A 21,553-nucleotide genomic window follows, 5' to 3' on the forward strand; every position below is an offset into this window, starting at 1 on the left:
CAAATCACTAGCAGATAATTGAGAAGGGTTGAAGACCTTTTAGTAAATTCAGTTCACTTACCCATGCTTTGATGAGAATTCACTGTCCTTCCCTTTCCAATGTACAGGTTTAAAAGAATCATGCGTATTTTTTGATGAAAATTATAATTTTTTGCTCGTCCAACGAATCAACCCTGTTTCACTATGCGGATGGGAATCCCTTTTGGTTTTTTTATATTCATATTCTAATTCTGATAACGTTAATTTGCAAAGCTGCTCCTCATTCTTAAATGCATTTAAGACAATCAGTTTGTTGATCAATTTTTTTCTTCTGATTTCTACAGCCTGACGAAGAAGGTTACTCATGTGATCCTCTCCTTATCATAAAATTTTTACGTTTTTTTAAATGGTTATCCGATTTCGCTGCACCAGCTTTCTTAGTGCAAGTCTGATCTTGTTAAGACTATTTCATCCTCTGTGCCTTACACGGATCATTTATATTCCTGCTGCGAATTTAAAAACTAAGAGGCTCCCAAATCAAGAAAATCCATCTTGAATGGAGCCTCTAGTGAACCAGTCGGCGTTTTTAATTTTCCAGTAAATTTAACATTATATTAAAACATATTAATCCTACCTGTCAAGTAGAAATTTATGTTTTTATGAATATAGGCAAAAAAATTCTCCCTCACCGGTCGTTGATTTGTTAATGCCAAAGTACAGATTGATTTCAATTATACAGTCCCGATCCACCCCGAGAAACAGTCCCTTTTGAATGTGCAGTAACATGCTAAAATGTGAAGGGTTCAGGGTTGGCCCGGACGTCCATCCTGACGAATGTACGGTAACATGTTAAAACCCTATTTCACAACTTGTATAGGTTGTTTCAGCAGGCAAAAAATAAAGCAGCTTACCGTTTTCTTAACAGAAGAAATGTCGTTTTTTAGACGATAGCTTTTTTCTCTAAGCAATTATTTGAAAGAGGTGGAATTCCAATGCTGCTGTTAAAAAGTTGGGAAGTCACTATAGCAATTTTTTGCATTATATGGCATAAAAGCGTTGGATCCGTGCTTTTGTAGAACAAAGAAATGAGCCGTTCACATTTAGCAACTTGCCGTTTAAATCATAATACCCCGCTCTGATGGAGCTGATAAATCGGTTGCACGAAAACTTATAGCCCCTCACTTAATGGGTTTCTCCTGCCCCTAGTAAACATAATAACAGTTCATTTTCTCTTCTGTTGTTGAACTCTTTTTTGTTCCAGCAGCTGGCAAATGGATTTGATCCCGATCATTCCAAATTTAGCTTTCTACATAAAGCGGGATATCTGGACGTCTTTTAACGTCAACACATCGAACAAAAATTTTTCTTCAAATGTGTAACATTGAATGCCCTTCCAATACCAAATATCCCCAATCTTTTACAACTAGATGAATTTTTTATATAACTTGTGATATTTGTCCGTTTCAAAAAGCCCTGCTAATACATTTAATGTATATAGATATTCTAGGAGGTGAGTTTCCAATGTTTGGTCATACTAGACCCATTATATGTCCGCCTAAACATGTGGTTCGCGACCGTTTCATTCCACGTGTAGTTCCTTATATCCATCCAATTGTAAGGATTAATCGTTTCAATATTGTCAATGTTCCTAGACATATTTATAGACCAATTACAAGAAACGTAATTGTTGATCCAGGATACCCTTCTAAGTGCTGCTAAATGACATTACAATGCGCCCCTCTTTTATTAAGGGGGCGTTGTTTTGTTTTAAATTCCCTTAACGCCATAACCTCAAGAGATTCCATCATTATTTCGCATTTCAAAAGTACACTAATGTTCAGATTTTCATTGGAGACACCATAAATTAAGCCGACACAGACCAAGCAACTATTCCTTTGCAAAATGCCGATGCGTTTATTGTGAACAAAGGATTTTTGTGCCCTCTGGATGTTTCAATGTATACAAAAGGAATTTTTCGTCTTCTGATTCGCCATCCTCTGGGATGTTGTCTGCGGCCATCCTCCAAGATCAGACAGCTTTCTTTTTATCAACCCATTCCAACCTGTTTGCCCAACAATATCCATACTTTGAGTTAATCCCCATCAGTTGCAATACATCCATTTATATCCATATGATGAATGAGTCGACACTTTTTTTATATTAGTTTACATAATTATTTTATGGGTTACTAAACTTAATCTTGGCTAATTTATCAGCTGCTGTTCGCTTCAACATTGATTCTGCAGCGGTTTCCAATCGATTTTAGCAGCGCTTTTGGCTCTTGCTCTTACCCGTTGCTTGTGCAGTATTTAACAAAAAGCTCCCTCCTTTGAAGTTGAGTTTTGAAGGAAAAGAAAAAGCACCTTTCAAAAGGTGCCTACACTTTTTTTCTAAATGCCCTTCTTTCCGCATATACTGCACATTCCGGACAAACTTTCATACTATTTCCGTTATGGTCTACATAATGATAGTAAGTTTTTGTTTTTCGCTTACACAAAAAGCACCGCTTATGAAATAGACGAAACATAATTCAACTCTCCATACTGTAATGTTTGAAATGCACCTCACAGGGTGCAGCTTTTAGATGTTCCATTTTAATACTCTCCACAAAAAAACGTTCGATTCCGAACGCTTTTAAAATGTTCTACCTGTCTTTTTCCATATATTTTTTTATCTTTTTTTCTTCCCATTCTTCCCCGAATATGCCAAATGCAAACGTTGAGGCGCCGTGTACTAAAAGCCCAATCCCCCAGCCAAAAAGCGGATATTGAAACCACCAATTACCGGGATCCGAAATTAAATTAAAAACAAAAAGCATAGAATTCACTAAAACATAAGAAATGAAATGCAAATAAAAGGCTTTCAAATTTTCCACTCTTTTTTTCGCCCTTAAATATTTTTCATCTTTTTCGACTTTCAACACCCCCCTATATAGCTTAGTTTTTGAACAGCCTTGTTGCCACTCATAATGCTGAAAATATTTTCCTTCACCGTTTACATTTAGGAATGAGGCACAACAATTTCTAACCTGCTGTTGATTCGGTTTTTCATAAGTCTTGAACCGTAAACGCAACAAATTTGCTTAAGTTTCGGCATTTACCTCTCTTCTTTTACTCCATTCGACAAAGGGGTAATTTTTCCTTCTTTAAACAATAAGGATTAACAAATTTTTTGCAGGAAAAAGGCGAATAAAAGCTTCAAAAAAATATGGGTAACCATTCAATGAAATCGTTTCACAAATGAATTACACACCATAAAGCTCTCAGCAGGATGGATGAAATGAGCTTTTTCATCTAGAGAGGCCAGAACAAGAAGGTTGGAGCTGAATCGCCATTGGCTAACAAGTACATCCAGTAGCATTCTTTTGAACAATCTTTTTCTGTCAAAGCGGCAACCGTACCGTCATCCAAACCTTTAATTTGCAGCGCATCTTTCACTGGAACAGGGTGTGGCGCCTTAAACAGCTCCTTCATCATTAGAATGGGGGTATCCGTCTAATCATGAAGGAAATGACCAATTTTCAAACTTCCCAGCAGGATTTACATCTACAATTATGGGGATCGTGATGCCATGCCTGTATCTAGAAGACAAGGAAACACCTTGATCATATTTCATAAGCAAATACCTGCATCAATTTTACTGTTTTGAACATCATATCGGCACAATATTTTTATATCTCAAATGTATCATATGACCGCCGCAAAGTTTTTTATTCCTTATTTTTTAACAGCAGGGTCTATAAAGGGAGCAATTGGTAGGCATCAAACGTAAAGGCCTTTAGTTTGGTGTTGCAATTCCTTATAGGTAAGATAAAAACGGTATTCCGCGAAAGACATGAACCGGCCAGCAATGTTTCAATTCCTTATAGTTAAGATAAAAACGTCAACACATCGATCGAAGATTCACAAAGTACCGCGTTTCAATTCCTTATAGTTAAGATAAAAACAAAACTTTTTCGCTCATTTTTCGTACCCCTTTCGCTGTTTCAATTCCTTATAGTTAAGATAAAAACGGTGCCGAAGTTGATCAGCGACGTGTTATTTTGGAGTTTCAATTCCTTATAGTTAAGATAAAAACTCGTAGCAAGATGGCAACTTGCTGCCTGATGATGGGTTTCAATTCCTTATAGTTAAGATAAAAACCCCAGAAAATGTTGTTAAATAAGTATTTCGTTTAAAATGGTTAATTGGTTATTTTCATTTTAACGAAGGAGTCAAATTTTATCAATCCTTTGATTTGTGTGGGCTCAATTGAATTTTAAAAGAGTCGTCGATCCCCCGGGATTTTTGCACGATTGGAGGTCGACGACAAATTTTCATTATTTTTATAAAGAAGAATGTCAATGATTCCAGTATTCTTACTGATCAAAGGCTTGTTTTTAGGACTTTTTATTCGGACAGAAATCGAGAAGAGTTGTAAAGAATTAAAGATCCTGATTTAGAAAATAGATAAGTGGATTATTTGACATTACATCATTTACGGTAAAGCCATTGTTGCATTCCTCCTTATGTTTGTCCATTGTAAATTCTACAAAGGAAGGGGAAGCAATGTGGCTCTTTTCTATTTCCCTTTTGACACAATTATATGGACTAATTGGTGACGCAATTTTCTAGTCTGCAACGGTCCAGTTACACACGATTTTCTGTTTCAGATAAATGAAAATTTGCAGCATGTGCTATCAGAAAAAGTGGAATGTTAAAAATTATTGGATTTAAAAAAATGGGGCTGTCCAAAAAGTCAGGGTAACTGACTTTTTGGAGCCCCTCATTTTTCACTTTTTAAAAAAAATGCACAAAAAAATCGTCCTTTCTAGTAAAATGAAGTTACCACACAACATTACAGAAAGGACGATTTTTTATGAGCAATCATATGATTACTCGTGAAAATTATAACACACAAATGACACTTCCTCTAGATGGAAAAGAAGAAAAAACTCCTGCCAAAAGAAATTTAGCCCCTACTTTCAAACCATATAACAACCGTCAAGTTCAAATGATTTATGATATTGAATCTCTCATACCCGAACATCACGTGGCACGTGTCGTGGACGAAATGGTGGAGGCGATACCAGATAAACAATTGTTTTCTCATTATAAAGGCGGCGGCAGAAGTTCCTATCATCCCAAAATGATGCTGAAAATCATTCTGTATGCTTATTCTCAAAAGGTTTATTCCTGCCGAGGAATCGAAAAACTCGTTAAAGAAAATATTCCTGCCATGTGGCTTTCAGCGATGCAACAACCAGATTTTCGCACCATTAATGAGTTCCGAGGGGAACGGATGAAAGCTTTCATGGATGAGCTCTTTGAAGTCATGATTCTCAAATTGATAAAAGAACATTACATCACGATGGAAAACTACTTTTTGGATGGCACTAAGATCGAAGCCAATGCCAATAAGTATTCTTTTGTGTGGAAAAAATCCACTTTGAAATTCGAAGAGAAATTAAAAGAAAAAATCCAAGAAACACTAAAGCACATTCATGAATTAACCCAATTAGAAGCCGGAACAGGGCAAAAGGAAAGCGATCAACATACAGAGATCACCGAACAAAACCTGGAGGAAACCGCAAAAGAAATAGAAGAAAAAGTTGAAACGCTAACGGAAGAAATCGAAAAGGAGACCGATACATCCATTCGGAAAGAGAAGCGAAAAAAACGCAGTCAATTAAAGAAATCGGTGAAACAAATTCGTGAAGATTTCCTGCCCCGAATGGCAAGATACAAGGAACAAAAGGAAATGTTCGGTGACCGTAACAGCTACTCGAAAACAGACAAAGACGCAACCTTCATGCGCATGAAAGAAGACCATATGAAAAACGGTCAGCTCAAGCCCGGATACAACGTGCAAATGGGGACAGAGAATCAGTTTATCTTGTTTTATACTATTCATCAACGACCGACCGATACACGTTGCTTTATCCCACATATGGAGAAGCTAGCCTCCACTTCATTACCGATGCCCCAAACAGTTATTGCGGATGCAGGCTATGGTAGTGAAGAAAACTATGTATATGCAGTTGGTGATGAGAAAGAGCCCCGGTTTGAGTTTCTAATTCCTTATGGGAGCTATGTAAAAGAACAAACACGTACATACAAAAAAGACATTAAAAATGCCAAAAACTGGACCTATTGTGAAGAGGATGATTGTTTTATTTGCCCGAATGGAAGGAGAGTAACGTTTAAAAAATACCAAAACAAAAAGAATCCATCTGGCTATGAACAAAGCTTCAAAATATACGAATGTGAAGATTGTACCGATTGCCCATTGAAAGCGAAATGCACAAAAGCGAAAGGCAACCGACAAGTTCACTGGAATCCCATCTTCGAAGAAATGAAAGCAAAGGCCAAAACAGCCCTTGAATGTGAAGAGAAAGCCGCTATCTACGCTCGACGCAAAGTCGAGGCAGAAAGTGTGTTCGGTCACATCAAGGGCAATCGGTCGTTCCGCAGATTTTCTTTGCGGGGCCTCGACAAGGTACATGTCGAGTTTGGGATTGTGGCATTAGCCCACAACTTCCTGAAAGTAGCCGGCATCCGCCAGCTACTTTCAGATAAAAATCGAAAAAATATAAAAGCAAGTGGAGAGAAACGAATTGTTTTTCTCCACTTGCTTCATTTTAGGGACTTATCGGACAGCCCCATTCTAAATGTTAATTGATTAAAGACTAGTTACGCAGCTGAGAAACAATATTCTCATTTGATAGTTCTTTCGCTAATATGCTGGAAATAACATACTTTACAAACAATTTATTTAGCAAAATGAATAAACTTAATAGTAATAATAAACCAACGGTAATCATCATTAATACTTCATTATTTAGCGCCTTAGAAAGAAGAATAGCAAATAAAATAACCGTTCCATAAGAGAAAATATAAATTTTTTTGTTTCCTGATTCGATTGTTTTATAAAACTGGGATGTGATTTCTTTGCTAGACATTCCGTTTAAATAGAGAGACAGTAAATCACGATTTATTAACTTGATGAGAGAATTTAAGCTGTTTTTATATACAATGACAATTACAATAAGTAAGCTTAGCTGGAAAAACAAAAGCAAATGAAAAGAGACTTTCGAATTTTGTACTAAGTTCTCCAATCCTTCAGATTGATAATATACATAAACTTCATCTTCATTAAACATTTCATGAAAGGATTTGACAAAATCATATATATATTCTGTTTTTTCTAAGTTCACAATAAGTGATTTAACACCTGAATAGTTACTGCTATTAATTGTTGCCAACATTTTATTATATAAAGGTTGAGCGAGATAACATTTATCCTTTAGAAAATATGTGCCTGATCCTTCATAATAATAGTTTGTAGTTTTAACGGGCTTGTGATTCAAATCAGAAATAATTAATGTTTGATTTTTAAAATGTTCTGGCAGCACTAAAGCATTGTCATCAACTTGTTCGTCAAAACTAATAGCTTCTCTAGTAGTTTCATTAAGAGGCAAGCAATCTAAAAACTCTACCTCCTCTTTTTCCGACGAATAAATAAGAGGAATTTCATAATCATAGGTAAGATTTTTAACATGAGGCAAATTTAAAATTAAGTTAGTATCGTACTCAAATTCTCCTGTTTCTGTATATCCATTGATCAGTACCATTGATAATTTATCATTATTTAATATATTATTATGGATGTTCTCAGCAGAAATAAATACTGTAAAGATCGAAAATATAATCAATATTAGTAATAAAAAGTTTAGTATCGCAAGCTTTCTTAAACTTTTTAAATATTTTTGCTTTATATAATAAAAAACCGAATCATGTTTTAACATAGTTCTTTCAATCCTTTATTTAATTGAATAAAATCAAATGATTTGTCTGAATTTTCCACAACAAATTTTGAATGGGTTACTACTATAATGACCCTATCTTTTTTTATACTAGATAAAATATCCATTATGATTTGAATATTCTCTTCATCTAAATTATTCGTTGGCTCATCCAATAAAATAAGCGGATATTCAAATACCAATACTTTTAAAAAAGCTGCTCGTTGTCTTTCACCACCAGAGAGATTATTTACTGGAATATCTAACTTGTTTTCCATTTGTATTTGCCTGCTGTATTTATTTAGTTTTTCGTTATCTAAAGGCTGGCTGTTTATAAGTGAGATAATTTGAAGGTTTTCTCTAATTGTTAAAGTCTCTATTAAATTTAAATCTTGGAAGAAATACGCTATTTTTTTCCGCAAGTCATCAACTAATTCAACATCCTCAAAATTAATTTGTTTATGGAATAAATTAATGGTTCCTGAGTGAGGTTTTTGTATTAAAGATAAAATATTGATAAAAGTGGTTTTCCCACACCCGCTTTTTCCATAAATAGCATATAAACCAGGTTCATTTATCTCAAGAGAGAGATTTCTCAAGATTATTTTTTCGCCGTATTGAAAGTTAATGTTTTTAACACTAACATGAATATCCTCATAGTTGTCAACGGAATTTTTGTGCAAATTCATCACCCTCTAATATATTAAGGATATTATTCAAATACACACTTAGCTCAAAAACATAGTTACCTATTGGTTCACAATATCCTAAATAACATTCATACTGCTCTACCTTTTTTCTAATTAATTCCTTATCTATATCAAGGTTATGCTTTTGAACTAGACTAGTATAAATATTTAATATAATATAGAAGTCTTTACTTTCATTATTTAAAACTTCAGGATATAATTTTTTCATTTCTTCGATATCTTTGGGAGTAGGGTCAATGATATCGTACTTTAGTACCTTTGTAAGTAAGTCATCTGACTCTTCTATAGCAACAGCTTCAGAAGTAGCCATCTCACCAGTTGCCTTATAACAGTAATACATTTCATTAAATAATTTTATGTCTCGGCAGTTTGTATTTTCAGCAGCTTCTTGATTACGAGAGGATTTTCCAATCACTTCTTCTGCATAGTTTAAATAATATGAATATTGGTAATAACTTTGATCTCTATTGTTTTTCAATTCCTGACTAAAACTATCTATGCGATGGCTTAGTACATTTAAATATTTATCGACATCAGAAATTTCTTTACTAGCAAATACATTCGACATTAAATATAGATTTCTTATACTCTCCAATGAATAAAAGTACGTATGAAAAGGTCTTGTTTCTGATAATATATTAGTCATAAACTTTTTGTTCTCAAAGTGTTGCTCTAGTTCTTTTGCGATCATTAAATGAACCCAATAAGTAATTTCATCTCTGAATAATATTGTTATTTGGTTTTCTTTCTTTTCATATATGTCTTTTAAATGGTCCAAATTTACTTCAAGATCATATAGATTGCTTAAAATAATAGAGGCATGAAGAAGAATTGGTTTATTATAGTCTAAGTCTAAAAGGTCTTGTTCAGTAAAACTTGAAATGTTATTTTCAATTTTATCTTTCATATCTGCAACTGTGTTATTTATCTTATAATCCAATATTAGAAAATAATAATACTCCACTTGATCAGCCTTGCCTGGATTCTCTAGCTTCATAAATACTTTTTTTATTTTTTCTAACCCCTCTGAATCACCAATATATTCCATCATATTATAAAGAAAATATAAATCAAAAAATGAACGAACCTTATTAATTTCTTCTATTGAGAATAAACTATCTTTTTTTAACATTGATAATAAAATCCTACAATAAAAATTATTTTGTTCTTGCCTACATTCACTAGGCTGTAATTTATCATTTATTTTGCCAAGATATAATATCGAGCTATTATTTTTCAAATCAGATATTTCCTCAGACTGACTGGTTACTTCAAAAACACTTCCATCATTACTTTCTTTCATATAAGAATTGATTGTATTAATAAAATTATTACTATGAATAGGCCGATTTTTAAAATAAGGTTCACTGCAAGCTGTAAGCAGGAAAAAACATACTATAAGCAAATAGATATTTTGTTTCATATAAACATATCTCCTAACCTATTAGCCTTTATACTGGAAATGAGGTAAAAAGTGTAGATATTCTGCTCTAAATATTAGATTTTTGCAGTAGCTGTGTATGTTCTATTACTATAATCAACTATAGTAGTAGTGTACATGCCAAGATATATTGTTAAACCGCTTCCACAAACATTTCCAGAGCTTTTATAAGATTTTGTAGTTGTGCTTCTTGAATAACCAGGACTAGATCCACTACCACTTGCTCCGGCTCCGCTAAAAGAAACACTTCCTCCAACTGTATAAAACGAAACTTGATGAGTTAACTTCTTAAACCCGGTTCTAGTAGTAGAACTATATGCTTTATAATTTCCGCAACCTTTCGTCAGACAAATAAGGTAAATCGGCTTTCGCTGTTACATTGTTATCGGGATTAACGCTTTGGTTAGAAAAGAACAGGGCGGCGATTTACAGTTTTGGTGGCTCGATAAGCATCATCAGATGGTGAAAATGTAAAAATAAAACATAGTAATATAGAAAAAGATAAAGCAAGCATTTTTCACCTAAATAATTGAATATTATACACTTTTTACCTTAATTATCATTTTATCACATTTATAGGTAATTTGGAGTATTTTTTACATTATTTGTTTATAATGATTGTTTTTTCTTTTTAGTATTTTTTGTGGTTTGGACACAATTAATTTTGGAAATAAAATGAATTTCCTGATCTGATCGCTTATCAGTAAATAAAATGAGCGCCTAGTAAGCGCTCATGTAGACAATATATTAACCAGAAAGTTAATAACCTTCTTCTTGGATGAACCCTTGTTCTTATAAAACTTGTTGATACCGCTTCATCAGATAACGTCACCATGATCGGAATGAAGAATGGGCTTCTTCATTTCTTTCTATCGTTTGCAAGCAAAAAATACAGAGACGTGCAAGCTGTTTCACCGCACATAAATAAGGAGCGGTCAATACAAATGTTTCAACAAAGGCATCAGCATCGCTGGCTCATGGATGTTTCAGCACTACATCCGTTTCCTTGACCATAAAAATTGATTAAGCACGACCGCATAGGCCGTGCTTTTTGGTTTAAAATTTTTCTTCATCGTTAAGATAAAAACGCACCTAGCTGAAACAGGAAACGCCGATCTAAGAGGTTTTCAATTTCTAATAGTTAAGATAAAAACAGTGCTACTTGTTTGTACAATTGCTTGCCCCATTTTGTTTTAATTCCTTCTAGTTAAGATAAAAACGTTCATGACTGATACGATCATGACGGATATCTACAAGTTTCAATTCCTTCTAGTTAAGATAAAAACGTACCAACAGCGTTTTTGTAGTTCAGTATCACGCATGTTTCAATTCCTCGTAGTTAAGATAAAAACACGTTTTGTAGGTATTTCAACTGAGCAACGTGATGGCAGTTTCAATTCCTCGTAGTTAAGATAAAAACTTTATTTCGGCTGGGACAGTCGCTACGGCGTCATACAGTTTCAATTCCTCGTAGTTAAGATAAAAACGGACATTCGCGATCGATCCGTACCGCGCATTCATGGTTTCAATTCCTCGTAGTTAAGATAAAAACAAAAAGCGTTCCTGCGCTGCGTGTTCTGACACTCCTGTTTCAATTCCTCGTAGTTAAGATAAAAACGGAACTTGCCCCACCAGTGGTTACGGGTGAAGCGGAATTGTTTCAATTCCTCGTAGTTAAGATAAAAACGCGGAAAATAGTTCCCCGCCTCGTCTATTACAACGAGAGTTTCAATTCCTCGTAGTTAAGATAAAAACGCTAAAGGTGATAAAAATGGCCAAGATCGTTTTGGAGTTTCAATTCCTCGTAGTTAAGATAAAAACCCCACAAATTGTTGTTAGATAAGTATTTGGTTTTAAATGGTTTATTGGTTATTTTCATTTTAGCGAAGGTGTTACATTTAATCAATCCTTTGATTTGTCAAGGTTCAACGAAGATTTGAAAGAGTCGTCGATCCCCTAGGATTTTTGCACGATTGGAGGTCGACGACAAATTTCCATTATTTTTTGAAGAAGATGTAAATGATCTTAGTAGTTTAATTGATCAAAGATTGTTGCAAGACTTTTTGTTCCAATACAAGACAGGAATCCGGAAGAGGCGTTGTTAAAAATCGAAGATCCTTGATTAAAAATAAATTTAGAAAAAGACTATTTTAATAGGAGACTTTTTGCTGCTTGAGTATCCGAATTAATACAAAAATTTATTTAATACCATAAGATCTTTTACTTGCTTTTCTTGTTCGAGAATCGCGAACATAAGAGGTCATAAACCCGCAATAGGTCCACCGTTCTTCATAACAGACATTTTTAACATTAATGAAATAATTTCATAAATCTCTTGTTTAGTAACCTAAAATGTTCGGCACTGAAAACACTTACGAACCTCCTGTAATGTTTTGTATAATAGCTAACATTTTACCAGGACTTCGTAAGTGTTTTCTACTTTTTTTGACTGAATCTCAAAATATGGTAATGAATCACAAAAATAAACAACTAATTGGTACCCTGATATAAACGATGAATCTCAGTGTTTGAATGACTTTGACGATCACATTGGGTGAAAAACTCTAATTTATCGCTTCAAAGAAGGAAAGGATCTCTTCCTTAGAAGTAGCTTTAACCATTTTAAGAACGTTTTCTTCTTCCGAACAATAAATAGCGATTTTAGATAAAATATCCAAATGTTCATTGTCTACTGCTGTAATACCTATCAAAATATGAACGATATTTCCATTTCCAAAATCAACTCCCTCGGGGAGCTGTATCACGCAAATTCCTGAAGATTTTACAGATGTTTTTGCTTCTTCCGTTCCATGCGGAACCGCAACATAGTTGCCCATATATGTAGAGCTCAATTCTTCTCTTTCTAGCATTTTACTAATGTACTCTTCTTCTACATAACCGTTATGTTTATTGCAAAATAAAAGTACATAGTTTTGCAAGAAATTTGTGCAGAATAGCTGCATAAAAAAAGGCTTGCCAGCTCACCCAATAACCTCTACTGTTGAGATTGAGCAGAACTTAACAGTAGGAGGATAAGAAAGGATGCTAGCAATGCCTGAAGTTAATTATATCAAACATTTAAGAGAAGTCGAAGATATGTCAATCTCTGAGATCGCTAAAAAGACAGGTAAAAATTGGAGAACAGCAAAAAAATACGCTGACGGTGAAGTACCAGTAGAATCTCTTCCCTTCCGTCGAAGGGGAATGATGTACGAGGAAGAGTACGGAGAAATCGTAGATTGTTGGCTTGAGGAGGACATGAAGCTTAAGAAAAAAGAAAGACGAACAAACAAGAAGATGTTTGAACAACTTAAAGAAGAGCACGGGTTTAAAGGTTCTTATCGAACCGTTTGTGAGTACATTCAGCATCGCAGACCACAAATAAAAGAAGAAAAAACCACAAGATACGAACGTCTGGAGCACCCTCCGGGCGAAGCCCAAGTGGATTTTGGAAATATGACGGCTGTAAAAGACGGCGCATATAAAGACATCAAAACTCTTATTCTCAGTTTTCCATATAGTAATGCCGCCTTTTCTTATCCCCTGCCGGCAGAAAACTCGGAGTGTTTTCTAGAGGGCTTGAAACAGTTATTTCACCAGGCTGGGGGTGTCCCGACATATTTACGAATTGATAACCTGTCGGCAGCGGTTGTAACGGTAGGCAAGGGAGACAAGAGAAGCTATACGGACTCTTTCTTACGCTTCCAGTCCTATTATGGATTTGAAGTACAACCATGCAATCCCGGTAGTGGACATGAAAAAGGGAATGTAGAGAAAAAGGTAGGCTATACAAGAAATAACTTTTTTGTAACAGCCCCAGTAATGGAGGATTTTTCACAACTGGCCCACTGGCTAGAAGAGAAAATGGTAACCGATCGAAAACGCCCTCACTACGAAAAAGGAGTTCCGATAGAAGAATTGTGGGCTGAGGATCAGAAGCAATTAAAAGCTTTGCCAATCAGTGATCTTCCAATCTTTTCAATCGACTCGGCTACTGTAAATAAATATGGCGAGATTCTAGTCGATAGAGAAAAATTCCTTATTCATAAAGCGAGGATCAAACAGACACTAGTTATTAAAAAGGAATGGGACAAATTCACTTGCTTTTCGAATGACGGTGAAATGATCTATCAAGACTCACGTCCCTATATGATGACCACAAGGCCTATACCATGGGACAACATCTTGGCCGACTGGGAGAAAAAGCCACGTGCTGTTAAGTATTCTCGTTTCTTTAAATACCTGCCCGAAAGAGTACAAACTTATCTTACGATAAAACCTGATGAGATTAAGAAACGGGTGGCAGGCTTAAAAAAACTGCTGGAGGTTCATGCCTTACAAGACATCCATAAATGTTTGGAAATGGAGCAACGTATTGAAAAAGAGCCGCACGAATTGGGTTCCTTATTGGAAGCTCAGAAAGCAACTTATCCGGAAAAATTGTCAGAACCCCATACCCCTTCTGTATTACTAGATTATGAAACGGATTTAAGCATGTATGATCAGAGGCTATGTCCGACCTTAGAAGGGAGGGATAACTGATGATCGCTCGTGATCTGAAAGAAGTCTGTAAAACCCTGCACCTTGCTTATATAGCTGATCAGTATGAAGACATTGTCTTTGAGAATAAAGAACAGTTTTTATGTGATGTATTACTGGCCGAAGTCTCATCAAGACAAGCTGCCAAGGTATCGAGACTAATAAAAAAAGCCAAATTTAGAGAACTGAAATGGTTGAAAGATTATGAATGGAACGACCAGTTGCATCTGCCAGCTACCACGACAAAAGAAGAGATTTGTGACCTTCGTTTCTTACATGGGAAACAAAATTTATTGCTTCTTGGCTCACCAGGAACAGGCAAAACCCATTTAGCGACAGCTCTTGGATTAAAAGCCTGCGAAAAAGGGTTTGAGGTTCGTTTCTTTCGTGTCGCAGATTTGGTAGGACAATTAGAGGAGGCGTTAAAAGAAGGTACTTTACAACGAGTAAAACGTCAAATCGATAAGTGCGATTTACTTATACTAGACGAACTGGGATATGTTCCTTTCCAAAAACAAGGATCGGAATTATTGTTTCATATCATAGCCGACTGTTATGAACATAAAAGTGTGATTGTCACATCGAATTTAGAGTTTGGCCAATGGAATCGAGTGTTTGGAGATAACCGCTTAACTTCCGCTTTAGTGGATCGCTTGGTACACCATGCCCATATCATCGCATTCACAGGTGAAAGTTACCGGCTGAAAAATGCTCTTTCTTCTGTGAAATTGAATGGTAATTAATGTAAAAAAATAAAGCTGCAAGCCTATGTATTTTTCGCTGCAATACTCTGCACTTTTTGCTTGCAAAAAACACCGTTATCAACTAGGATTTTCCCTGCCATTTTAATTGCGTCAATTTTATCTTTTGCTTTTTGGTTAAGAACGATATTATTAGTTGTTAAAATTTCTTTTTTCATGTCAAATTCACCTCTTATTTTTTTATAGTTATATGAAATATTGGGGGCTGGGATAGGTTTAGGCTTTGTCATGTATTTTTTTATTATTGGATATTCGAATTGCTTTGAATATTTTCACTTTCTCTTGAAATTCTGTTGAACAATAACAGAATTTAGAATAATCTTTTTAAACAGTACTTCTTCTGTGGTGGCCATATTGTTTTCTAACAATTCATGATGCTTACCAAAATTAAAACCATCATCAGAGTACAGTCTTTTCCCTTTGATTAATCCATCATACCTTCCGCCTATTCGAAAACCAATCAATAATATCTTTAAAAAGATGTAATTGATCAATTAAATTAGATTCAATATTATGTGGATCGTTCGGTATAATTACCGTTATAAACATGTGTGACAATGGTAACACCTCTTACTCAAAATTGAAAGGTTGGTAAATTCAAAGCTTTATGAACCTTCCACGTAAAGTTCTATTGCACTAATAAAAATCATTTAGAACAGAACATTATAAGGAACTGGTTGAAATTAATCAGTCATTCTTCTTTCTCAAACCCATCACCGCATGTTGGACATACCGTATACCAAGAGTAATGGCGATCTATTTGACGATGATAATTATTTGGATGTTTAATAATTTTATGACCATTATGACAGTGTACTTTCACCCAAAACTCACCACATTTTCCACAAGTCAAATAATACTTCGGATAACCACTTTTCGTGAACCTTTCTTCTACTTTCACTTGGTTCGAACATCCACACGACCAGCAAATATTATATACACCAATTCGAAATTCCATTAACATACGGAACCAGTTTTTAAAAGCATGTGTAGCAGAGGGAAGTAAATAAATCGCTCCGTATTTATGTACTTCATCACTATCCGCATTTTGCAACATATTCGGAAAAAGATTTCGATTGTAATAAGCATAATAGTTTTCTCCTAATACCTCTTTAGACATTCCAAAAAAAACATCGGAATGTATTAAAAAAGAAGCTAAAGTTTTTCCATCCCATTCGGTTGGAAGCATTTTCCCGTATTTATTAATCGCTGTTTTTATTAATTCTTTTTTTAGTTCATCTTCCCCTTGATCACTAAAGTTTTTATGCTTGGCATCTAAATAGACATTTCCTATTAAGTTATTATTTTTATAAATACAGAATACGTAGTCTGGTGTTTTATACTGTCTATTATTTGAATTTGAAGAATTAATTATATTCTCTTTTAAGACGTAGATTTTTGGTTCATAAAAAAATTCAATTGTCCAAGACTCAAAGTGAAGTTGCGTTTTAAAACCAGTTAATTCTCCCTTGTTACCTGCACCTAAAAAATGATCAATACAATCGATGACATTATTATAATCTTTAATTGCCCATCCCATTTCTTCGGTAAGTATATGAAGTATTTTAAATAAGCACCAAGTTTCAAATAATTGTTCTACTTTTTTTACCCCTAGACTCCGACTTACCTTCTCTGGAACAAGGGATATACCTATTTCTTCCTCTAATGCTTGCAGTAACCGCCATACAGATTGATAATAAGGATCATGCAAAAATAGCTGCGTCGGTACTAATGGTTCAGGTGTATTTATTTCTATAGAACGGAAGAAGGGTAAATCGAGCCATTCTTCTATTTTTAGCTCTATTTCCTCATAAATCTGAGATTGTTCATTCAACAACAATCTTTCATTTGTTATTTTCTTCATACCTTCTAAAGTATTTAAATCTAATTGTTTTTCCATACATTGATTTTCAAGACGCTCTGCCTGATCACTATGTTCAAGCAAAAAGTCGGCTAACTTAGAATAAATTACTTCTTCATCATTAGGAGATTGTATTTCTTGACCGTTTACTAACACGGTAAAAACCGATGTAAGTTCAAATACATAATCACGCCTATATGAATTTGGTCTTTCCTGTCCAAATATGTCTTGCTCAATCAATGTTGGAGGTCTTGGGATTTTAGCCCACCCTCGAATTTCTACTTGAACTTGAGATTTCAGACCATCCTCAAGTTCCTGAATAGCATAATGAAGTGCTTTCCATATTTTCCAATGATCCCTTAAAGAATTAGACTTATTTTCAATTTTACAAGAGTAGGGATTGATGTTAGGAAAAAAGTGTTTATTTCTCCAAATATACTTATATCCTCTAATTTCTAAATGTGCTCGATTTCTTTCAAAATCCCATCCTGAACTAAAGATTGTTATCAATTGATTTTGATTTAAAATATAATCTTTAGGATATTTTCCCGAATGAACAGAACAAACAATGGCAACCGGAATAGTTTGTACATGATTGTCAACAATTGACTGAAGCTGTTTTAGTCGACTAATCTGGTTTTCTTTCAATTGTTGACGTTCATTCACCAATTCATCTATTTCCTTTTTCATTTGCTCGATAGTATTTTGATAATCATTAAGTTTAAACTCTCCCAAAGAACCGCTAGCCATCATTAACCGTTTTACATTACTGCTACTTTTCTCGTAAATCGACCTTAATTCGTTCAATTTTTGATTTTGATCGGCTCTCGCTAATAGCGATGTCGATTTATAAAAACGACAATATTCCTTTAACCGTTGTAATTCTTGTTTAATGATTTTATTTTCATAGATTGCTTTATTTTCGTAAGTAACAAATGTCCGATATTTGTTCTTACCCGGATTTAATTCTCTTTCCAACTCTGTTCGTAGATGAATTTTTCCACCATCGCTACCTTTACGCTTTTCCCAGCGGAACGAAAGCTCTCCTGCTGGGCTTGCACTAATGGCTCCAATTGGTACTTCAAGTTCCTTTACAATTTTTTGTAATCGCTCAGGAGTACGCATACTTTTGATATTAACAGATACGTTCATTTTATTTTTTCGCACAAGATCTTCTCTTATACGAAATAAATCACTGACCATAATTTCATAATCTTCTATAGGAATACCTGAAGGGAGAAATGCTAATCTTTCTTCTAGTTCAACTTTCCCATCTCTTTCAACTACAATCTTGATGTTTCCCGCATGTACGATTCCAGCTATCCAGCCATCTTTGTCATAACAATACTCTCCTCTCTTGTTCTTTTGTCTACTAAAACGGCTTAATTCAAACCAGACTTTACTCTCTTTGTCATAATATAACTTCCTTTTATTTTTACCATCCGTAGATTCAAAATAAACATCTATCCCTTCTGCTTCTTCTCCTTCAAGAGTTATCCCAACTTGAAATATCTTTTTTGTTACTTTCCCATCGGCGTCAATTACATACCCTCGAAAATAGTTAAATGTATACCAATAATTTCTTTCATAATCATAGTTTACTTTTTCTCCTAACTGTACTTCCATTATTGGCAGAGTTTTATCTGTAAATAATGGAGCATCATGATTATAAAGAACATAAATCATGTATGGCTGTAACCTCATCGCCATAATGATCAACTCCAGTAAGAGAAAATTCTAGTTTTTTTAGAACTCACCAACATATTTAAACCCTTTTTATAACTTAAACTTGATTCTTCTAAAATGTCTTTAAGAAGTTTCACAAATTGTTCGTGACTTGTTTCACTACTGTCTAACAAAAAGTGAATACGTGGTAAAATTTTCATCGTTATTAGCTCATCAGCTAGTTTTTTACCTGTTAATCCAAATGAAGTTGTAGCTAACGTATATAAATCGATATGTTTCTCTACCCTGTTATTGTAATTAGCATTTAATTGGGTAAGAACTTCTTCAAATCTTTTCATTTCTTTCTTCCCTTTATCAGAAACTTTTTGACTTAAATCAAGCGAAAAATGAGAAGCAGGTAAATTAAACACACCTTCTTTCTGCGCTTGTTTAACATTCTCTTCTTGCCGTTCTATTTGAATAACAAAACTGCGATCGATCACTTTCGGACTCAAAGGCCGTACTGTACCATCAACGTTCATGGTCCCGATTAAACGCACATTTTCAGGAATTGAAAATGCCCATCGATATCGCTGTAAATTATGATATCGTTGTACATAAGAATATTGCTCAATATTATTAACTTCTAATTCTTTTTCAATCCAAGTTTCTAAATTTTCCTTATCAGCATGCGGAAACACTTTTTGTACATACCATTCAACCTCCTCCCTATTTTGTTCATACTCATACTTGCTGTATATCTCAATTTGTTCATTCTTCTGCTCACGTATGCTCAATATATCTGCTAAGTAATATTCAATTTGCGCTAAATTCAACTCATCTAAACAAATTAAATATAAAGTATTGGAATTATGTTTAGCCTCTACTAATGTATCCAAAAATACAGAAGGCACATATTGCTTTCTTATTGGATTGTAAAAACCGAGCAAATCTTGTTTATCTGTCCAACTTGGTTGCACCGGAATAATTTTAGCTTTTGCAGAAACTACTTCAGCAAACGCAGACACCAGACTCGTCTTTCCCGTTCCTGATGGACCACTTAAAATAACAAATTGATTTGTTTTTAAAGCGCAATAAAAACGACGAATCGTATCTTTCTCATAGTTTAATCCTCGCAAAGCAATTTGCTGCTGAATAAGTTGTACTAATTCTTTTTCAACTTCTGGTTTTTCCAACGAATTAATATTTTTCGATGAAGCGCTTTTTTCTTCATATCCACGAAAGACATTAAAACCAAGCAACTTAAGTTTTTTACTTTTTTCTTCTACTTCTTGTTGAATCTTTGATAATTGTTCTTCTAGTTTTTTAACCCTTTCTTCTTTATTTTTTAGGAGGTTAAGTTTGTCTTCGATCTCTTTTAGATACTCCTCAGCTTTTGTCTCAATTAAATCTTTATACAACTTGCTTAACTCAGTTACTGGAAAAATAGAAAATTTATCGTTATTATCAACCTCTATTAGTCCTAACACCTTTAAATCTTCAATTGTAATACCTAATTTGCTAAATAATTCACTACAATCCTCTAACTTTACGATACTCTCTTTAATTACATTTAAAATCTCTCCTTTTTCCACTTTCTGAAGATTGTATTGAGGTGTTTGGAACTGAAATAATACCAAATCATCCGGTTCTAGCCCTTTGGCTTCAAGTGCAGCTCCATAACAAATCGCACTCTCCGTCCGTTCTGCATTACTCAATATTTGTCCAATTGGCAGACCCGTATAAGGATTTATTAAGTCTCCTACAAGAAAATAATTAGCTCCTTCACGAGGCGTGAGAATTTTTCCTATTAAATAATTTGTTTTTAAACCTATCGCTTCACATACATATGTAAATTTGTCTTGGACGCTTAAGTTTACATATTCAGAAACACTCTTTAAAGTTTTTGCTTCTGTTATCAAGATTATCTACTCCTTTTATTAAAAATAATATTTTTCAATGATAACGTTTTCATGTATCAATGCATTATTGCTCATCATAGAATCATTTCTGAATAATCCATCCGTAAACAAATTTTGTAGTCACTAATTTTTATTGAACCATACTCTTTGAAAAGCTTGATAATTATGTTTGCCAAAACCATTATTTATTCATCTCTTTTATGTCAACACGAACACCTGCTTTATCAGTTGTTTGTCGTTCATATAACCTTAAACATCCTTTACTATACATAAATTTTATAAAAAATCTTGTCGAATCATGTCACAAAAACAAAAAACAGAAGCACAAACGGCTTCTGTTGTAAGTAACATAATACTATCTATCGCCTTAACACCCGTAACATAAATTAATCCATGTCACTCTCTGGCCCGATCAAAGCGATATTTGTACCGGTTGCTAAAAATGTTTGCAGGCAAATTCGATTTTTTCTTGTTCTTCTGGATGTAAAAATTCTTCAATTTTTTGTTTCGAGAACGAAGTATAGTCTTTCTTCGCCGTCGTTGTCGATGGAGGGGCCCAGTCTGGGTTGTACGAACCGATTGGGATGTCGATTTTGAACCAGCTTGGCAGTTTGACGTATACTTTTACGATTCCTCTCCTACTCGACTCGATAATTTTTAGTTTTTGTTAATCTCAGCCTACTCAGATTGTAGGATAATGTAGATAATAGTACTTGATATAAACAATTGTTTTTAACATCGAAATGAAATTGGTATGTTTCTCTGGGTGAAAAGACCTTTTCTTTTATCTTAAATTATTTTTATAAAAAATTTGTCAAATCAGGTCATAAAAACAAAAAAGACATAAGCAATAACAACTTCTGTATTTATTGATTTATTATCGGCTTATTGC

At 34.3% G+C, this 21,553-nt stretch carries 12 protein-coding genes, 3 pseudogenes and 2 CRISPR repeat arrays; of the genes and pseudogenes, 4 read left to right on the forward strand and 11 right to left on the reverse strand.

Annotated elements, in window-relative coordinates; all coding sequences use genetic code 11:
- Positions 1 to 141: 141 nt before the first annotated feature.
- On the reverse strand, positions 142 to 345 hold the full coding sequence (locus NSQ84_RS09480; RefSeq protein WP_339211839.1) for a Fur-regulated basic protein FbpA: 204 nt from the start codon (positions 343 to 345) through the stop codon (positions 142 to 144).
- 1,155 nt (positions 346 to 1,500) lie between these two features.
- Here NSQ84_RS09480 and NSQ84_RS09485 point away from each other — a divergent pair.
- Positions 1,501 to 1,698 (forward strand): hypothetical protein, encoded by a 198-nt coding sequence (locus NSQ84_RS09485; RefSeq protein ID WP_082829623.1) that lies wholly within the window; start codon positions 1,501 to 1,503, stop codon positions 1,696 to 1,698.
- 925 nt (positions 1,699 to 2,623) lie between these two features.
- Here NSQ84_RS09485 and NSQ84_RS09490 read toward each other — a convergent pair.
- Both NSQ84_RS09490 and NSQ84_RS09495 read right to left on the reverse strand, forming a co-directional pair.
- Positions 2,624 to 2,899, reverse strand: a complete 276-nt coding sequence (locus tag NSQ84_RS09490; protein ID WP_094245893.1) for a 2TM domain-containing protein — start codon at positions 2,897 to 2,899, stop codon at positions 2,624 to 2,626.
- Positions 2,900 to 3,371: 472 nt separating this feature from the next.
- Positions 3,372 to 3,455 (reverse strand): annotated as a pseudogene (locus NSQ84_RS09495) (hypothetical protein); the annotation flags it as partial.
- A gap of 311 nt (positions 3,456 to 3,766) precedes the next feature.
- A CRISPR array of direct repeats spans positions 3,767 to 4,121; the repeat unit is 30 nt; unit sequence GTTTCAATTCCTTATAGTTAAGATAAAAAC.
- Positions 4,122 to 4,836: 715 nt separating this feature from the next.
- Here NSQ84_RS09495 and NSQ84_RS09500 point away from each other — a divergent pair.
- Positions 4,837 to 6,639, forward strand: coding sequence for an IS1182 family transposase (locus NSQ84_RS09500; RefSeq protein WP_339211841.1), 1,803 nt, complete (start codon positions 4,837 to 4,839; stop codon positions 6,637 to 6,639).
- 7 nt (positions 6,640 to 6,646) lie between these two features.
- Here the strand turns inward: NSQ84_RS09500 and NSQ84_RS09505 are convergent, their stop codons facing one another.
- The 4 genes and pseudogenes from NSQ84_RS09505 to NSQ84_RS09520 all read right to left on the reverse strand — a co-directional run.
- On the reverse strand, positions 6,647 to 7,765 hold the full coding sequence (locus tag NSQ84_RS09505; RefSeq protein WP_339211843.1) for a hypothetical protein: 1,119 nt from the start codon (positions 7,763 to 7,765) through the stop codon (positions 6,647 to 6,649).
- Positions 7,759 to 8,445, reverse strand: coding sequence for an ABC transporter ATP-binding protein (locus tag NSQ84_RS09510; RefSeq protein WP_339211844.1), 687 nt, complete (start codon positions 8,443 to 8,445; stop codon positions 7,759 to 7,761). The genes NSQ84_RS09505 and NSQ84_RS09510 overlap by 7 nt, the downstream gene beginning before the upstream one ends.
- The gene (locus NSQ84_RS09515) at positions 8,426 to 9,895 is read right to left on the reverse strand and encodes a hypothetical protein (protein WP_339211845.1); all 1,470 of its coding nucleotides are present in this window, start codon (positions 9,893 to 9,895) and stop codon (positions 8,426 to 8,428) included. Before NSQ84_RS09515 ends, NSQ84_RS09510 begins: the two co-directional genes overlap by 20 nt.
- A 1,092-nt stretch (positions 9,896 to 10,987) precedes the next feature.
- A CRISPR array of direct repeats spans positions 10,988 to 11,734; the repeat unit is 16 nt; unit sequence TAGTTAAGATAAAAAC.
- A gap of 743 nt (positions 11,735 to 12,477) precedes the next feature.
- Positions 12,478 to 12,813 (reverse strand): annotated as a pseudogene (locus tag NSQ84_RS09520) (PTS sugar transporter subunit IIA); the annotation flags it as partial.
- Between the two features lie 142 nt (positions 12,814 to 12,955).
- Between NSQ84_RS09520 and istA the strand changes: the two are divergent.
- On the forward strand, positions 12,956 to 14,455 hold the full coding sequence (istA, locus tag NSQ84_RS09525) for an IS21 family transposase (protein WP_327848831.1): 1,500 nt from the start codon (positions 12,956 to 12,958) through the stop codon (positions 14,453 to 14,455).
- Positions 14,456 to 14,457: 2 nt separating this feature from the next.
- Positions 14,458 to 15,195, forward strand: a complete 738-nt coding sequence (gene istB / locus NSQ84_RS09530) for an IS21-like element helper ATPase IstB (protein ID WP_327848832.1) — start codon at positions 14,458 to 14,460, stop codon at positions 15,193 to 15,195.
- Positions 15,196 to 15,218: 23 nt separating this feature from the next.
- On the opposite strand, the gene NSQ84_RS09535 is transcribed toward istB, so the two are convergent.
- The 4 genes and pseudogenes from NSQ84_RS09535 to NSQ84_RS09550 form a co-directional block, all read right to left on the reverse strand.
- Positions 15,219 to 15,371: a hypothetical protein gene (locus NSQ84_RS09535; RefSeq protein WP_339211848.1), complete on the reverse strand. Its 153-nt coding sequence runs from the start codon at positions 15,369 to 15,371 to the stop codon at positions 15,219 to 15,221.
- A 533-nt stretch (positions 15,372 to 15,904) separates the two neighbouring features.
- A complete protein-coding gene (locus tag NSQ84_RS09540; RefSeq protein ID WP_339211850.1) occupies positions 15,905 to 18,784 on the reverse strand; it encodes a nuclease domain-containing protein in 2,880 nt (959 codons plus the stop codon).
- A gap of 5 nt (positions 18,785 to 18,789) precedes the next feature.
- Entirely contained in the window at positions 18,790 to 20,661 is a 1,872-nt protein-coding gene (locus tag NSQ84_RS09545) for an AAA family ATPase (protein WP_339211852.1), read from the reverse strand.
- 386 nt (positions 20,662 to 21,047) lie between these two features.
- Positions 21,048 to 21,289: pseudogene (locus tag NSQ84_RS09550) on the reverse strand (hypothetical protein); the annotation flags it as partial.
- Between the last annotated feature and the right edge of the window lie 264 nt (positions 21,290 to 21,553).

The sequence above is a fragment of the Aeribacillus sp. FSL K6-3256 genome, from assembly GCF_037965805.1.
GTDB lineage: Bacteria > Bacillota > Bacilli > Bacillales > Aeribacillaceae > Aeribacillus > Aeribacillus composti.

Bases quoted from the DNA above. Each gene is read 5' to 3' on its own strand.
- NSQ84_RS09485 (WP_082829623.1), top strand. From the start codon at position 1,501: ATGTTTGGTCATACTAGACCCATTATATGTCCGCCTAAACATGTGGTT.
- NSQ84_RS09535 (WP_339211848.1), bottom strand. From the start codon at position 15,371: ATGAAAAAAGAAATTTTAACAACTAATAATATCGTTCTTAACCAAAAA.
- NSQ84_RS09480 (WP_339211839.1), bottom strand. From the start codon at position 345: ATGAGTAACCTTCTTCGTCAGGCTGTAGAAATCAGAAGAAAAAAATTG.
- NSQ84_RS09505 (WP_339211843.1), bottom strand. From the start codon at position 7,765: ATGTTAAAACATGATTCGGTTTTTTATTATATAAAGCAAAAATATTTA.
- NSQ84_RS09515 (WP_339211845.1), bottom strand. From the start codon at position 9,895: ATGAAACAAAATATCTATTTGCTTATAGTATGTTTTTTCCTGCTTACA.
- istA (WP_327848831.1), top strand. From the start codon at position 12,956: ATGCTAGCAATGCCTGAAGTTAATTATATCAAACATTTAAGAGAAGTC.
- NSQ84_RS09500 (WP_339211841.1), top strand. From the start codon at position 4,837: ATGAGCAATCATATGATTACTCGTGAAAATTATAACACACAAATGACA.
- NSQ84_RS09540 (WP_339211850.1), bottom strand. From the start codon at position 18,784: ATGGCGATGAGGTTACAGCCATACATGATTTATGTTCTTTATAATCAT.